14 protein-coding genes are annotated in these 14988 nt (G+C 66.1%); 8 read left to right on the forward strand and 6 right to left on the reverse strand.

Annotated features, from left to right (window positions below; all coding sequences use genetic code 11):
- The first annotated feature begins 242 nt into the window (after positions 1-242).
- Positions 243-1751, forward strand: a complete 1509-nt coding sequence (locus CVM73_RS37680; protein WP_100236777.1) for a glycosyltransferase family 39 protein — start codon at positions 243-245, stop codon at positions 1749-1751.
- Positions 1752-1902: 151 nt separating this feature from the next.
- On the opposite strand, the gene CVM73_RS37690 is transcribed toward CVM73_RS37680, so the two are convergent.
- Complete coding sequence (locus tag CVM73_RS37690; protein ID WP_100236778.1) at positions 1903-2706, reverse strand: uracil-DNA glycosylase; 804 nt, start codon at positions 2704-2706, stop codon at positions 1903-1905.
- Between the two features lie 135 nt (positions 2707-2841).
- Between CVM73_RS37690 and CVM73_RS37695 the strand changes: the two genes are divergently transcribed.
- From CVM73_RS37695 to CVM73_RS37705, 3 genes are all read left to right on the forward strand, one after another.
- On the forward strand, positions 2842-4503 hold the full coding sequence (locus CVM73_RS37695; RefSeq protein ID WP_100236779.1) for an electron transfer flavoprotein-ubiquinone oxidoreductase: 1662 nt from the start codon (positions 2842-2844) through the stop codon (positions 4501-4503).
- 305 nt (positions 4504-4808) lie between these two features.
- On the forward strand, positions 4809-6605 hold the full coding sequence (locus tag CVM73_RS37700; protein WP_100236780.1) for a tetratricopeptide repeat protein: 1797 nt from the start codon (positions 4809-4811) through the stop codon (positions 6603-6605).
- A 27-nt stretch (positions 6606-6632) separates the two neighbouring features.
- Entirely contained in the window at positions 6633-7517 is an 885-nt protein-coding gene (locus CVM73_RS37705) for a 4-(cytidine 5'-diphospho)-2-C-methyl-D-erythritol kinase (protein ID WP_167407292.1), read from the forward strand.
- Between the two features lie 105 nt (positions 7518-7622).
- Here CVM73_RS37705 and CVM73_RS37710 read toward each other — a convergent pair whose 3' ends face one another.
- From CVM73_RS37710 to CVM73_RS37730, 5 genes are all read right to left on the reverse strand, one after another.
- A complete protein-coding gene (locus CVM73_RS37710) occupies positions 7623-8501 on the reverse strand; it encodes an alpha/beta fold hydrolase (RefSeq protein WP_100236782.1) in 879 nt (292 codons plus the stop codon).
- Complete coding sequence (locus tag CVM73_RS37715; RefSeq protein ID WP_100236783.1) at positions 8494-9126, reverse strand: LysE family translocator; 633 nt, start codon at positions 9124-9126, stop codon at positions 8494-8496. Before CVM73_RS37715 ends, CVM73_RS37710 begins: the two co-directional genes overlap by 8 nt.
- 44 nt (positions 9127-9170) lie before the next feature.
- Positions 9171-10433, reverse strand: coding sequence for a beta-ketoacyl-ACP synthase II (gene fabF / locus CVM73_RS37720; RefSeq protein WP_100236784.1), 1263 nt, complete (start codon positions 10431-10433; stop codon positions 9171-9173).
- Position 10434: 1 nt separating this feature from the next.
- Positions 10435-10950 carry a winged helix-turn-helix transcriptional regulator gene (locus tag CVM73_RS37725; protein ID WP_100236785.1) on the reverse strand — a complete coding sequence of 172 codons (516 nt, stop codon included), beginning with the start codon at positions 10948-10950 and terminating at the stop codon, positions 10435-10437.
- A gap of 435 nt (positions 10951-11385) precedes the next feature.
- Entirely contained in the window at positions 11386-12393 is a 1008-nt protein-coding gene (locus tag CVM73_RS37730; RefSeq protein WP_100236789.1) for a polyprenyl synthetase family protein, read from the reverse strand.
- Between the two features lie 133 nt (positions 12394-12526).
- On the opposite strand from CVM73_RS37730, the gene CVM73_RS37735 reads away from it, so the two are divergent.
- The 4 genes from CVM73_RS37735 (at position 12527) to CVM73_RS37750 (ending at position 14931) form a co-directional block, all read left to right on the forward strand.
- Positions 12527-12754 carry a putative signal transducing protein gene (locus CVM73_RS37735; protein WP_100236786.1) on the forward strand — a complete coding sequence of 76 codons (228 nt, stop codon included), beginning with the start codon at positions 12527-12529 and terminating at the stop codon, positions 12752-12754.
- The gene (locus CVM73_RS37740) at positions 12747-13511 is read left to right on the forward strand and encodes a tRNA1(Val) (adenine(37)-N6)-methyltransferase (protein WP_100236787.1); all 765 of its coding nucleotides are present in this window, start codon (positions 12747-12749) and stop codon (positions 13509-13511) included. The genes CVM73_RS37735 and CVM73_RS37740 overlap by 8 nt, the downstream gene beginning before the upstream one ends.
- A 215-nt stretch (positions 13512-13726) precedes the next feature.
- A complete protein-coding gene (locus CVM73_RS37745) occupies positions 13727-14635 on the forward strand; it encodes a S49 family peptidase (protein WP_100236788.1) in 909 nt (302 codons plus the stop codon).
- 104 nt (positions 14636-14739) lie between these two features.
- Positions 14740-14931 carry a hypothetical protein gene (locus CVM73_RS37750; protein ID WP_018648788.1) on the forward strand — a complete coding sequence of 64 codons (192 nt, stop codon included), beginning with the start codon at positions 14740-14742 and terminating at the stop codon, positions 14929-14931.
- The last annotated feature ends 57 nt before the right edge of the window (positions 14932-14988 follow it).

Consider the following 14988-nt stretch of genomic DNA (forward strand, 5'->3'; position numbering starts at 1 on the left):
AAATACGCTATTCTGGTGCCGCATGGCGGGGACCTCCTTCCGTGTCTCGAACGTGTGCGAAGCGCTCGAAACACAGAAGAATCCACGTCATGCACCCTGTCCATAACAATCGAACCGGACAGCCGTGGGACAAGCCCGGGCATGACGAGCAAACCGTCGTTGCCACAACGCGCTGCGCCCATTATCAAAACGGATGTGAGCGAATAGGGCCGGCTGGACTGGCTGCATCATTCGGACGTTGCATGCGGTTTACCTCCCTGGTCATCGAGCTCATTCGCGCCCGGCCGCGGCTGATCGTGTGGATCGCCGTGCTGCTGCAGGCCGCGATGTGGCTGTTCGTCGCGCTGGTGTTCTACCGCAGCCCGCCCGGCACCCTCGCGACGCTCCTGGCCTTCGGCAGGGAATACCAGGTCGGCACCGATCTCGGCCCGCCGCTGCCGGTCTGGCTCGCCGACATCGCCTATCGCGCCGCCGGCGGCCACATGCTCGGCGTCTATCTGCTTGCCGAGGTGTGCGAGATCGCGACCTTTATCGCGCTCTTTCACCTCTCCCGCGCCGTGGTCGGCTCCCAGCACGCGGTGCTCGCCGTGCTCTTGACCATGACCGTGCTGGCGTTCTCCTCGTCCGCGCTCGATTTCGGCCCGCTGGTGCTGGCGCGGCCGCTCTGGGCGCTCTTGCTGCTGCACTCCTGGCAGATCATCGGCCAGCGCCGCGGCAATGCCTGGTTCGCCTGGTCGATCGAGGCCGGCCTCTTGCTGCTGACGACGCCCGCGGCGATCTTTCTGCTCCTGCTGATCGTCGTCTTCGCGGTCACGACCGCCGGCGGCCGCCGGACGCTGCGCGGGCTCGATCCGCTGTTTGCGCTGATCGTCGTCGCCGTGCTGGCGCTGCCCTATGCGGTCTGGCTGATGCGCGCCGAGACGTTGACGATGCCGGCCTTGCCGCAAGTCGCCGAGCTCAACGCCCGCGCGCTGCATGTGGCCTGGCTGCTCGGTGGGCTCGTGCTCGGAGCGGCGGCGATCCCCGCGCTGACCTTCCTCAACACTGGTCTGTTCGCCGGCAAGGGTGAGGAGCCGCCGATCATCTACCGCCCGCCGGTCGAGCCGCTCGCGCGCACCTTCGTCTATTTCTTCGCGCTGGCTCTGCCGCCCGGCGCGGTGCTGATCTCCGGCCTCTTGGGGCTCGACTCCGTCGCCGGCGGCGCCGGTGTCGTGCTGGTCATGTCGGGGCTTGCCGTGGTCGTCGCGGCCGGCGATCTCATCGCGATGCGCCGCGCCCGGATGCTGCGCATGGTGTGGGCTGCCGCCGTCGTCGCACCCGCCGCCGGCGTGGTGCTTGCCGTCCTGTTCCTGCCCTGGACCGGCACTGGCGAGATCGCGACCTCGATGCCGGCGCGCGCGATCTCGGACTTCTTCGACGAGAGCTTTGCCCGCCGCACCAACCATCGCCTGCGCGCCGTCGCCGGCGAGACCCAGCTCGCCAGCCTGATTGCGCTGCATTCCGGTCGGCCGCATCTGTTCATCGACGTCGACCCGGTGCGTACGCCTTGGATGAACCAGACGAAGTTCAGCGAGACCGGCGGCGTCGTGGTCTGGCGCGCCTCCGATACCGCCGGCACCCCGCCGCCGGAGATCCTCAAGCGCTTCCCCGGCATCGTGCCGGAAGTCCCGCGCGCCTTCGAATGGCTCGTAAACGGCCGCCAGCAGCTGCTGCGTATCGGCTGGGCCATCGTGCGGCCGAAGGGGACATGAGGCTCTCGTGCCCCGGACGCTGCGCAGCGCCTCTTCGGCGGTGCGCTGCAGAGCCGGGGCCCATCTCGCCGCATCATCCTGTGTTGCTCGCTGGGTTCCGGCTCTGCGAAGCAGCGCTATCGCGCCGCATCGCGTCCGGGACACGAGAGCATCATCCCGCCAGCACCTTCGCGATCGCGCGCAGATCCTGCCAGGCCAGCCGTTTGTACGCCGGCGAGCGCAGCAGATAGGCCGGGTGAAACGTCGGCAGTGCGCGGATGGTGCGCTGGCCGGTGTCGTAGTCGAACCAGCGCCCGCGCGTGCGCATGATGCCTTCGCGCGTCGACAGCAGCGTCTGCGTCGAGGGATTGCCGAGCGTCACCAGCACGTCCGGGTTCACCAGCTCGATCTGGCGCTGGATGAAGGGCAGGCAGATTTGCGTCTCCTGCGGTGTCGGCGTGCGGTTGCCGGGCGGCCGCCAGGGAATGACGTTGGCGATATAGGCGGTGGTGCGGGTGAGGCCTATGGCTCCTATCATGAGATCGAGCAGCTTGCCGCTGCGGCCGACGAAGGGCAGTCCCTCGATGTCCTCATCGCGGCCCGGGGCCTCGCCGACGAACATGATGCGCGCCTGCGGATTGCCGTCGGCAAACACCAGCCGCGTCGCGGTGTGTTTCAGCGCGCAGCCCTCGAAATTCTGCATCAGCTCGCGCAGCGCCTCCAGGGTCGGCGCTGTGCGTGCGGCCTCGCGTGCGGAGGCGATGGCCACGTCCGGTGCAGGCGCGGCTTCGCCGCGCATGACCGCGGGCGCGGCGACCGGCCGCGGCGCCTCGACCGGCACCGTGCGCGGGCTGGGTGGCGGCGCATCGATTTCCGCCAGGCGGTCTATTGGTTCCTCCGCCAGCGCGCAGTCGACTCCGGCCTCCAGATAGAAGGCGAGCAGCTCACGGACGGTGGGTGCGGGTTCGGGGATCATCGGAAAGTCTGACATTTATATCAGTTTGGGGCGCCTTGCATCCCGGCGGAACGCGATTCCGAGGTTGTCCTACCCGGAAAAATCGGAAACAAGAGGGCGCAATCGACCAAGGACCGTCTCAAGGGCTGAGATCAGATGAGCACCGAAGAACTTCCCCCGCGCGAATCCATGGAATTCGACGTCGTCATCGTCGGCGCCGGCCCCTCTGGCCTGTCGGCCGCGATCCGGCTGAAGCAGCTCAATGCCGATCTCAACGTCGTCGTGGTGGAGAAGGGCTCCGAGGTCGGTGCGCACATCCTCTCGGGTGCCGTGATCGATCCCGCGGGCCTCGACAAGCTGATCCCGGACTGGCGCGAGGATGCCGACTGCCCGCTGAAAACGCAGGTCAAGGACGACCGCTTCTTCTGGATGACCGGCGGCGGCGCGATCAAGCTGCCGGGCTTCATCATGCCGCCTTTGATGCACAACCATCACTGCTACATCGGCTCGCTCGGCAATGTCTGCCGCTGGCTGGCGCGCAAGGCCGAGGCGCTCGGCGTCGAGATCTATCCGGGCTTTGCAGCGGCCGAAGTGCTTTATGACGAGGACGGCAAGGTCAAGGGCATCGCCACCGGCGACATGGGCATCGGCCGCGACGGCAAGCCGAAGGATTCCTTCACCCGCGGCATGGAATTGCTCGGCAAGTACACGCTGTTCGCCGAAGGCGCCCGAGGCAGCCTGACCAAGCAGCTCATCAACAAATTCGCCCTGGACGCCAGGAGCGAGCCGCCGAAATTCGGCATCGGCCTCAAGGAGGTCTGGCAGATCGATCCCGCCAAGCACCAGAAGGGCTTGATCCAGCATTCGTTCGGCTGGCCGCTCGACATGAAGACCGGCGGCGGCTCGTTCCTCTACCATTATGACGACAATCTCGTCGCCGTCGGCTTCGTCGTCCATCTCAACTACGACGATCCCTATCTGTCCCCGTTCGACGAATTCCAGCGCTTCAAGACCCATCCCTCGATCCGCGACACCTTCGAAGGCGCCAAGCGGCTCGCTTACGGCGCGCGTGCGATCACCGAGGGCGGCTATCAGTCGGTGCCGAAGCTGAGCTTCCCCGGGGGCGCGCTGATCGGCTGCGCCGCCGGCTTCGTCAACGTGCCGCGCATCAAGGGCGTGCACAATGCGATGGGCACCGGCATGCTCGCCGCCGAGCACGTCGCAGCCGCGATTGCCGCCGATCGCGCCAATGACGAGCTCGTCGAATACGAGAACGCCTGGCGCTCCTCGTCGGTCGGCAAGGATTTGTTCCTGGTTCGCAACGTCAAGCCGCTGTGGTCGAAGTTCGGCACCGTGCTTGGCGTCGCGCTGGGCGGCTTCGACATGTGGTGCAACACGCTGTTCGGCGCCTCGCTGTTCGGCACCCAGTCGCACGCCAAACCCGACCGCGCCACGCTCGATCCGGCCAAGAGCCACGCGCCCAGGAACTACCCGAAGCCCGACGGCAAGATCACGTTCGACAAGCTATCCTCGGTGTTCCTGTCCAACACCAATCACGAGGAGGACCAGCCGATCCATCTGAAGGTGGCGGACATGAACCTCCAGAAGACCTCCGAGCATGATGTCTTCGCCGGTCCCTCGAATCGCTACTGCCCGGCCGGCGTCTATGAATGGATCGAGGAGGGCTCCGGCCCGCGCTTCCAGATCAACGCCCAGAACTGCGTCCACTGCAAGACCTGCGACGTGAAGGATCCCAACGGCAACATCACCTGGGTTCCCCCGGAAGGCGGTGGTGGCCCGAACTACGAGGCGATGTAAGCGCGGCCGAGCCAGCGGACCTGGTCATGACGGTGATCCGGCGCACGTTCGCGTGAGGATGGGGCCGCGGCTACCGATCGCGGCCACGATAAGGCCATAGTAGCGGCGTCTTGGGGCTGCTCCGGGCCGGTGACTAGCCGATTTGGGGCGTGCGGAGGGGGCGTCCGGTCCGAATCCTTGCGGCCAAGCGCCAAAAGCGGCATTGTCGGCCTGACGGTTCCGGGTCCCGATGCCGCCGGCCGCGTTCGCATGCGATACGGCCTTCTGCTGCAAACCCAGGCACTACCAACTCAAGGCGAGCCCTGATGTTTTCAAATCGTTTCAACCGCTGGACTGCTGCCGCCATCGTCCTCATGGGCACCTCGATCGCGACGGTCCCCGGTGTGGTCCTGGCGCAGACGCCGGATCATCCGGAGAACACAGCGGCGCAGTTTCCGCCCCGAAACGATCTGAAGTCGCTGCCCGGTGCCGGCAGCTATCTCGCCGCCCGCCACGCCAGCGTCGAGCGCGACGCGGCGTCCGCCGCCGCATTCTACCGTTCGGCGCTCCGCACCGATCCGAAGAACAACGAGCTGCTCGACCGTGCTTTCATCTCCTCGGTCGCGGACGGCGACATCGACGAGGCGGTCAAGCTCGCCGAGCGCATCCTCACCATCGACAAGACCAACCGCGTCGCGCGTCTCGTCGTCGGCGTGCATGATCTCAAGCTGAAGAAGTACGCGGCCGCGCAGACCAACATCAACCAGTCGATCCGCGGTCCGATCACCGATCTCGTCGCGACGCTGCTGTCGGGCTGGGCCGCCTATGGTGCGGGCGATGCCAAGGGCGGTGTCGCCACCATCGACAAGCTGGCCGGTCCGGAATGGTATCCGCTGTTCAAGGACCTTCATACCGGCATGATCCTCGAGCTCTCCGGGAAGGAGAAGGACGCCGGCGCCCGCTTCGAGCGCGCCTACAAGCTCGACGATTCCATGCTGCGCGTGACCGAGGCCTACGCGCGCTGGCTCTCCCGTAACAAGGATTCCGCCGCCGCGACCACCGTCTACCAAGCCTTCGACAAGAAGCTCGCGCGCCATCCGCTGATCCAGGAAGGCCTGCGCGAGACCAGGGCCGGCAAGAAGATGCCGCCGCTGGTCGATTCCGCGCAGGCCGGCGCCGCCGAAGCGCTCTACGGCATCGGCGCCACGCTGACCCGCCGCGGCGGCGAGGATTTGGCGCTGGTCTATCTCCAGCTCTCGCTATACCTCCAGCCCACCCATCCGCTGGCGCTGCTCTCGCTCGCCGATCTCTATGAATCGGTGAAGCGGCCGCAGATGGCGATCAAGGTCTATGAGCGCGTGCCCGCGACCTCGCCGCTCAAGCGCAATGCGCAGATTCAGCTCGCCATCGATCTCGACTCCGCCGACCGCACCGACGAGGCGATCAAGATCCTCAAGGGCGTCACGACAGAGGATGCGAAGGATCTCGAGGCCATCATGGCACTCGGCAATATCGAGCGCGGCCGCAAGCGGTTCGGCGACTGCGGCGCGACCTATTCGCAAGGAATCGACGTGCTGCCTGTAGGCAACGACAAGGCCAACAGCGTCTGGTACTACTATCGCGGCATCTGCGAGGAGCGCTCCAAGCAGTGGGCCAAGGCCGAGGCGGACATGAAGAAGGCGCTCGAGCTGCAGCCCGACCAGCCGCACGTCCTCAACTATCTCGGTTATTCCTGGATCGACCAGGGCGTGAATCTCGACGAAGGCATGAAGATGATCAAGCGGGCCGTCGAGCAGCGTCCCGACGACGGCTACATCGTCGATTCCCTCGGCTGGGCCTATTACCGCATCGGCAATTATGAGGAGGCGGTGAAGAACCTCGAGCGCGCGATCGATCTCAAGCCCGAGGATCCCACCATCAACGACCACCTTGGCGATGCCTATTGGCGCGTCGGCCGTACGCTGGAAGCCAAATTCCAGTGGTCGCATGCGCGCGATCTCAAGCCCGAGCCGGAAGAACTACCAAAGATCGAGGCCAAGATCGCCAATGGTTTGACCGAGGACAATTCCAACTCTTCCGCGGCGCAGGCCGAGAAGAAGAAGGACGACGGCAAGGGCGGTTGAGCTGAGTAAGAGTGGGGGCTGTCGCCGATGCCGGCGTTGACTGAAGAGGGACGGGCGAAGGTCAATTTGAGCCTTCGCGTCGTCGGTCGTCGTGCGGACGGCTATCATGATCTCGAAAGCGTGGTTGCGTTCGCCGACTGCGCCGACCGGCTGACGCTGGAGCCGGGCGGCGAACTGAAGCTCACCACCACCGGGCCGCTGGCTGCGGCTTGCGGCGACACCGCCGACAATCTCGTGCTCAAGGCTGCCAAGCTGCTGGCCGAGGCCGTCCCTAGCTTGAAGCTGGGCGCCTTGGCGCTCGACAAGGTGCTCCCGGTTGCTGCTGGCATCGGTGGCGGCTCGGCCGATGCTGCGGCAGCGCTGCGGCTCCTCGCGCGTCTCAATGATCTGTCGCTTGATGATCCCCGCGTTCAGAAGGTCGCGCTCGCGACGGGCGCCGACGTGCCGGTGTGCCTCGTCTCGCGCGCGTGCGACATGACCGGCGTCGGCGAGCAGTTGTTGCCGCTGGCGCTGCCGAGCATGCCCTGCGTCATGGTCAATCCGCGCGTGCCGGTTGCCACGAAGGACGTGTTCCAGGCGCTTGGTTTGCGCAACGGCGAGCTTCTGGTTGGCGCTACCTCGGTCCTCGAAGCGCCGGCGTGGCCGGAGGAGGGGGCCTCGATCGCCGATTGGGTCGAGGTTCTCGAGACGGTGGCCAACGACCTCGAAGCGCCTGCGATGCGCATCGAGCCTGTCATCGGCGAGGTGCTGGAAGCCTTGCGCACCTCCGCGGGAGTCAGGCTCGCCCGCATGTCCGGCTCGGGTGCGACGTGCTTTGCGATCTATGGCGCACCGGCCGAGGCCCATGCCGCCGCCGAAAGGATCCGGCGCGATCACCCCGGCTGGTGGGTGCATGCGGGGACGTTGAGCTAGGTATCTCCAACGACGCTGCGTAGCCCGGATGAGCGAAGCGAGATCCGGGATTCTCCTTCGCGGTGCCCCGCATCTCGCTGCGCTCATGCGGGCTACGATACCGGGCTAACCCGCGCCGTCCTCGGCCAATCCCAGAAACTTCCGGATCTCGCCCAATACCTCCTGCGGCTTGTCATGCTGCAGCCAGTGTCCCGCCCCGGCGATGGTCTCGATGCGCGCGTTCTGGAAATACCGCTCCAGGCCTGCGGCCTTTGCGCCCGCCAGAAAACTCTCGCCGGCATTGAGCAATAGCGTCGGGCAGGCGATGCGTGACCACAGCGCGATATGATCGTCCGGCCAGAGCCGGTGCGGCGCAGAGGCGCGCTGATAGGGATCGAATTTCCAGCTATAGGTGCCGTCCTCGTTCTGTCGCGCGCCATGCGTGGCGAGATGCAGCGCGAGGTCGCGGGACAGCCGCTTGTTGTGAAGCACCATCTGGGCGGCCGCGTCCTCGAGCGTCGCATAGCGGCGTGGCGTGCGGTCGTGCAGCTTGTCGAGCTGGGCCACCCATTTGCCGATGCGCTCATGCACCGGCGGTTTGGGTGTATCCGGCAACATGGTCACGCCGTCGAGGACGACGAGCTTCGTGGCCTGCTCGGGGAACGAGCCCGAAAAGATCAGGCTCACCATGCCGCCCATCGAATGGCCGATGAGAGTGACCCGAGGCGCTGCGATGCTGCGGACGAGCTGCGCGAGATCGTAGACATATTCGGTGAGCGCGTAGCTGCCGCCTCGGGTCCAGTCGGAATCGCCATGACCGCGCAGGTCGGGCGCGAGCACGTGAAAATGCGGCTGCAACGATCGGGCGATGTGATCCCAGCTCCGGCAATGATCGCGGCCGCCATGGACCAGGATCAGAGGTGGCGCGCCCTCGTTGCCCCAGTCGGCGTAATGCAGCCGCAGGCCGTGCGATTCATAGAAGCGGTCTTGCGGGGCGCTAGCCATTTGCCGGCCGCCGCGCCAGCGCGAGCGAGAGGCCGAGGCCTGCGATCAAGACGCCGGAGCCCTGCGTGAGACGCCGCATCAGATGCGGACGTCCGATCAGCTGCGCGCGCGTCGCCGAGGCCATCAGCACCACCACGACGTCGGCGAGCGTGTTCAGCGCCACCGAGATCGCGCCAAGCGCGATGAATTGCAGCGTCGGGTTTGATCCCGCGGGATCGAGGAATTGTGGAATGAAGGCGAGGAAGAACGCCGCCGTCTTCGGGTTCAACGCCTCGACCAGCACGCCGTCGCGGAAGGCGCGCTTGTCGCCGATCGGCTCGCTCTCGAGCGCTAGCGCGCGGCCGGCGCTGCGAAACGTCTTGATGCCGAGCCAGACCAGATAGAGCGCGCCGACGAATTTCACGGCGGCAAACAGCTCTGCGCTGGCCAGAATGATGGCCGAGATGCCGAGGCTGCCCGCGACCACATGAACCAGCCCGCCCAGCGCCGTGCCCGCGGTCGAGGCAAAACCGCTGACGCGCCCCTCCGACAAGGTCCTTGCCGCGACGTAGAAGATGCCTGGGCCGGGAATTGCCGCAATGAGGAATGCTGCGGCCAGGAATAGCCAGAAACTGGTTTCGGTCATCCTGTTTTCGTAGCTGAGCGAGCGGCGATTGCAAGGCCTCTCGCTCAGCCCATCCGGCGGAAGATCACGCTGGCATTGACCCCGCCGAAGCCGAATCCGTTGGAGATGGCATGCTGCATCGGCATCGGCCGCGCTGCACCGGCGACGATGTCGATGCCGTCTGCGCCGGAATCCGGATTTTCGAGATTGAGCGTCGGCGGCGCGACCTGGTCGCGCAGAGCGAGCACGGTGAAGATCGCTTCCAGCCCGCCGGCGGCACCGAGCAGGTGGCCGGTAGCCGATTTGGTCGCGCTCACGGCAATGCCGCGGTTGCGGCCGAACAACGTCGCGATGGCGCCGAGCTCGCTCTCGTCGCCGGCAGGTGTCGAGGTCGCATGCGCATTGAGATGCTGCAAATCCGCGGGCGCAAGGTTGGCTTGCCTGAGCGCGATCTCCATGGCTCGTCGGGCACCATCGCCATCCGGTGGACCCGATGTCATGTGATAGGCATCCGCCGTCGTGCCGTAGCCGACGATCTCCGCGATCGGCGTCGCACCGCGCGCCAGTGCATGCTCCAGCGCCTCGATCACCAGGATGCCGGCACCTTCGCCCATGACAAAACCGTCGCGGTCGCGATCGAACGGACGCGAGGCGCGTGCGGGCTCGTCGTTGAAGCCGCTCGACAGCGCGCGGGCCGCCGCAAAGCCACCGAGGCTGACGATATCGATGCAGGCTTCCGCGCCGCCGCAGATTGCGACGTCAGCTTCGCCGGCGCGGATCATGCGCGCGGCATCGCCGATCGCCTGCACGCCGGCCGCGCAGGCCGTGACGGGCGTGCCCAGCGCGCCCTTGTAGCCATGTTTGATCGAGACGTGACCGGCGGCGAGATTGGCGAGGAACGAGGGGATCGTGAACGGCGAGAGCCGGCGCGCGCCGCGCTGCTCGGTGATGCGCACCGCCTCCGCCATCGCGGGAAAGCCGCCGACACCGGAAGCGATGATCGTGGCGGTGCGCTCCAACGCGCTCGCGTCCTGCGGCGTCCATTTGGCCTGCGCGACGGCTTCTACAGTGGCGAGCAGCGCAAACAGGATGAAGCGGTCCATCTTGCGCTGGTCTTTAGGCGCCGCGGCCTGCGCCGGATCGAAGCCGCCCTCGGCGTCATCGTCCTTGTCGGGCACGAGACCGGCAATGCGCGCCGGCAGCGCCTGCGCCCATTCGGGCAGAGGCCGCAGCCCGCTTTGGCCGGCGAGCAGGCGGCGCCAGGACAATTCGACACCGCAGCCAAGCGGCGACACCGCGCCCATTCCCGTCACGACGATACGACGCATGTCAGTCTCCAGCCGGCGCAATGGCCGGGTTCATGGCTTTGAGCGAAGCGAGCCGTGCGCGCATGCCGCGGCTGGCGCGCGGACCGGGAATGGCGACCGTGTTGGCAAGCGTGATCGGGCGCATGTCGGAGGCGTCGACCACGACCGGCTCGAACGGGCGAGCGTCGCCCCGGTTCGCCAGCAGGATGGATTCACCTTTGGGTGCGAGATGCTTGTTGCCCCAGGCGAGCAGCGCGACGATGACCGGGAAGAAGTCCCGCGCCTTGTCCGTCAGCACGTATTCGTAGCGCGGCGGCCGCTCCTGATAGCGGCGGCGGACGAACATGCCGCTCTCGGTGAGATGAGCGAGCCGTCGCGACAGGATGTTCGGCGCGATCCCGAGGCTTTGCGAAAACTCGTCGAACCTCGTCGCGCCTTGAAACGCATCGCGCAAGATCAGGATGCTCCACCATTCGCCGACCGTCTCCACGGCGCGGCCGACCGGGCATTCCAGGATGGAGGGGGATTTGGGTTGCATGGCGGGAAAGTAGGGATGTTACTTGCAAAATGCAAGTCACTGGGCGGGCTCGTGCCCCGGACGCAGCGCAGCGCTCCCGGCGATGCGAAGCATTGTCCGGTGCGGTGCGCTGCAGAGCCGGGGCCCATGTTGCCGAAAGCTGTACGTGTCGCGTGGGTTCCGACTCTGCGCAGCAGCGTTCCACGCTGCAGCGTGTCCGGGACCCCGGGAGTAAGCGGTGTCGTCGCACCTTGCTCCGGGGTGGCTGCAGCATGCGCTTACATATCCCCGTCACCCTGAGGTGCTCGCCTCTTCGGCGAGCCTCGAAGGGCGGCGGCCCGACTGCATCTCGGCCGTTCATCCTTCGAGGCTCGTGGCGCGATGCTTGGCATCGCGCCACTCGCGCCTCAGGATGACGGGGCTGACAGTGGTGCGGAAGCGATGGAAGCGCCGCGCCTAATGCGACCGTGCCAGGCAAAACGCCACGACTTGCTCCAGCGCGCTCTTCATCGGCGAGGGCGGGAACAGCGCGAGTGCGTCGACGGCCATGTCGCCGTAGTGCTGGGCGCGGCTCAGCGTATCCTCGAGCGCGCGATGCTTGTTCATCAACCCGATGGCGTGATCGAGATCGCTGTCGCCGATCTCGCCGCGCTCGAGCGCCCGGATCCAGAACGCGCGCTCGGTGTCGTTGCCACGGCGGAAGGCGAGCACGACCGGCAGCGTGATCTTGCCTTCGCGGAAATCGTCGCCGGTGTTCTTGCCGAGCTTTGCACTCTTGCCGCCGTAGTCGAGCACGTCGTCGACGAGCTGGAAGGCAATGCCGAGATTCATGCCGACCGAGCGGCAGGCAGTCTGCTCCGCCTTCGGCCGGTTGGCGATGACGGGGCCGACCTCGCAGGCGGCTGCGAACAGCTCGGCGGTCTTGCCGCGGATCACGGCGAGATATTCGTCCTCGGTGGTCGCGGTGTTCTTGGCTGCGGCAAGCTGCATCACCTCGCCCTCGGCGATGGTGGCTGCGGCCGCCGAGAGGATGTCGAGCGCGCGGAGCGAGCCGACCTCGACCATCATGCGGAAGGCCTGGCCGAGCAGGAAGTCGCCGACCAGCACGCTGGCCTCATTGCCCCAGAGCATGCGCGCCGACAGCTTGCCGCGGCGCATCTCGCTCTCGTCGACGACGTCGTCGTGGAGCAGGGTGGCGGTATGCATGAACTCGACGCTGGCCGCGAGCTTGATATGGCCATCGCCGGCATAGCCGGCCAGGTTGGCCATGGCGAGCGTCAGCATCGGCCGCAGGCGCTTGCCGCCGGAGGAGATCAGGTGATTGGCAACTTCGGGGATCATGGTCACGTCCGAACCGGTCCGCGACAGGATCGTGGCGTTGACGCGCTCCATGTCAGGGGCGACAAGGGCAACCAGCTCTTCGATCGACGCGCCGGGAGTTTCGAAAGGTACGATGACGGCCACGCCGGTCTCCAATATTTGCCCCGGAAGGGCTATTCTGATGGAAATACAATAGAAACTGGCGGCGGATGCGGCAAGGCCCGCGGAACCATTGACATTTGCCGCTTTAGCCACCTTCAGGCAGGAGATCTGCGTTTTGCGTGAACTGGTTCGGACCAACGATATGGTGCTGGTGTCGGCGATCGGCGCGCTGCTCGACGGTGCCAACATCCATCACCTGGTGCTGGACCAGAACATGAGCATCATCGAGGGTTCGCTCGGCATATTGCCGCGGCGGATCCTGGTCCATGAGGACGACGTCCAGGAGGCTCGGGAGCTCCTCACCGAAGCCGGCCTCAGCCACGAACTGCGCGGCGATGATTGAGGCCGCAGATATTACCGAGGACGCCTTTCTCGGCGGGCAGTTGCGCTTGATGCAGAAGCGATCCGGCCATCGCGCCGGACATGACGCCATCCTGCTTGCAGCGGCGACCGACGCCCAGGCGGGGGACCGCGTGGTCGATTTCGGCGCCGGCGTCGGCACGGCGGGGCTCGCCCTTGCTCGGCGCGTGGCCGGGATCAGGCTCAGCCTGGTCGAGATCGATCCGGAACTCGCCGAACTCGCGCGGGCCAACGCGGCGACGAATGCCATTGCGGCCGAGACGATCGTGCTCGACGTCACGGCCGAGGTGCAGGCCTTTGCGTCAAGCGGGTTGTCGCCCGACAGCTTCGACGTGGTCTTGATGAATCCGCCGTTCAACGATCCGGCCCGGCATCGCGGCTCGCCGGATCCGGCGCGTCACACCGCCCATGTGGCGACGGAAGAGACGCTGCATGCGTGGGTGCATGCAGCGCGGCGTATCCTCCGATCGAACGGCGTACTGACTCTGATCTGGCGCGCGGACGGAATTGGCGACGTCATGGCAGCGCTGTCACGCGGCTTCGGCAGCCTTGCGATCCTGCCGGTTCATGGCGAAGCGGGAAAGCCCGCGATCCGCGTGCTGGTGCGCGCAGTCAAAGGCGGCCGGGCTCCGACGCGATTGCTGCCGGGCCTCATGCTTAACGAAGAGTCAAACGTGCCTAAAAAAGAGGTGAGGGATATTCTGGAGGGGAGGGCGGCGTTGCCGCTGGCGGAGCCGTGACGGCTTACTGCGGAAGCGATTCCGTCTGCTGCTCTTGCGGGGACGTAAAGCGAATCGCCGTGAAAAGCGCACCGATCAGCAGCATCAGCAGATAGATCTTCATGGCGTTTCCTCCGCTGCCTATTGCAGCTTCCCAACGAGGAATCTGCAAAACACGTTCCAGGCACTTCCAATGACACTCGCGTGATAAGAAATGGTTAATCAGAGGTAACGGCATGGCCGAGCAATTGAACGATCGAGAGAGTTCCGGCCTGGCCGACAAGCTCATGCAATATCTTCCGGCGCGCTTTCGCCCCGGGACGGCGGTGGTGCCGGTGGTGCGGCTGTCAGGCGTGATCGGTGCGGTGACGCCGCTGCGCCCCGGCTTGACGCTTGCCGGCGTCGCGCGGGTGCTCGAGCGCGCATTTTCCTATCGGCACGCCAAGGCTGTGGCGCTGGTGATCAATTCTCCCGGCGGCTCGCCGGTGCAGTCGCGCCAGATCTACTTGCGCATCAAGCAGCTGGCGGCGGAGAAGAAGCTGCCGGTGCTCGTGTTCGTCGAAGACGTCGCGGCCTCCGGCGGCTACATGATCGCCTGCGCCGGCGACGAGATCATCTGCGATCCCTCCTCGATCCTTGGCTCAATCGGCGTGGTCGGCGGCAGTTTCGGTTTTCAGGAGGCGATCAGGCGGCTCGGCATCGAGCGGCGCCTCTACACCGCAGGCGAGCACAAGGCGATGCTCGACCCGTTCCTCCCGGAGAACCCCGATGACGTCGTTAGGCTGAAGGCGATCCAGCGCGAGATCCACCAGATCTTCATCTCGCTCGTGAAGGACAGCCGCGGTGCACGGCTGAAGGGAGCGGACGACACGCTGTTCACGGGAGAATACTGGGCCGGCGAGAGCGCCATCTTGCTGGGGCTCGCCGACGGCATCGGCGATCTCCGCTCAACTCTTCGTGCCCGCTATGGGGAAAAGGTTCTCACGCCCGTGATCGCGCAGCCGACTGGGTTGCTCTCCGGCCTTTTGGGACGGAAAGCGCCCGGCGCGGGGCAGCTTTCAGCCCTGGAATCAATGGCCGGCCTGCCGGACGAGCTGATTTCGGCGGTCGAGACGCGGGCGATTTGGGCGAAATTCGGGTTCTAGGGCGCGCCCTCCCGCGCCATTTGGCCCGAGGTGGGCCAATTGCAGCGCAGGTCCATCTGCGCAACAATGCAAGTGGGGGCTGAGCACTAGACAAGGATCGACCGATGCCGCCGTTCGTCGCTTTCGCGGGCGTCCTGGGCGGGCTTGCCGTGGTCCGCTGGGCCTACAAGACCGCTGTCCGGATCAACCAGGAGCTGGAGGAGATGCGCCTGTCGCGCGTCGCCGAGGCCGCTCATATGGGGGAAATCCAGACGCTGAAGCGTGACCCCGTGACCGGAGCTTACCGGCCGGGGTAGTCGCTTTCTCACCACGCACAGCTGCGCTCCCTCTCCCGCTTGCGGGGGGAGGGCGGG

This window comes from Bradyrhizobium forestalis (assembly GCF_002795245.1).
GTDB classification, from domain to species: domain Bacteria; phylum Pseudomonadota; class Alphaproteobacteria; order Rhizobiales; family Xanthobacteraceae; genus Bradyrhizobium; species Bradyrhizobium forestalis.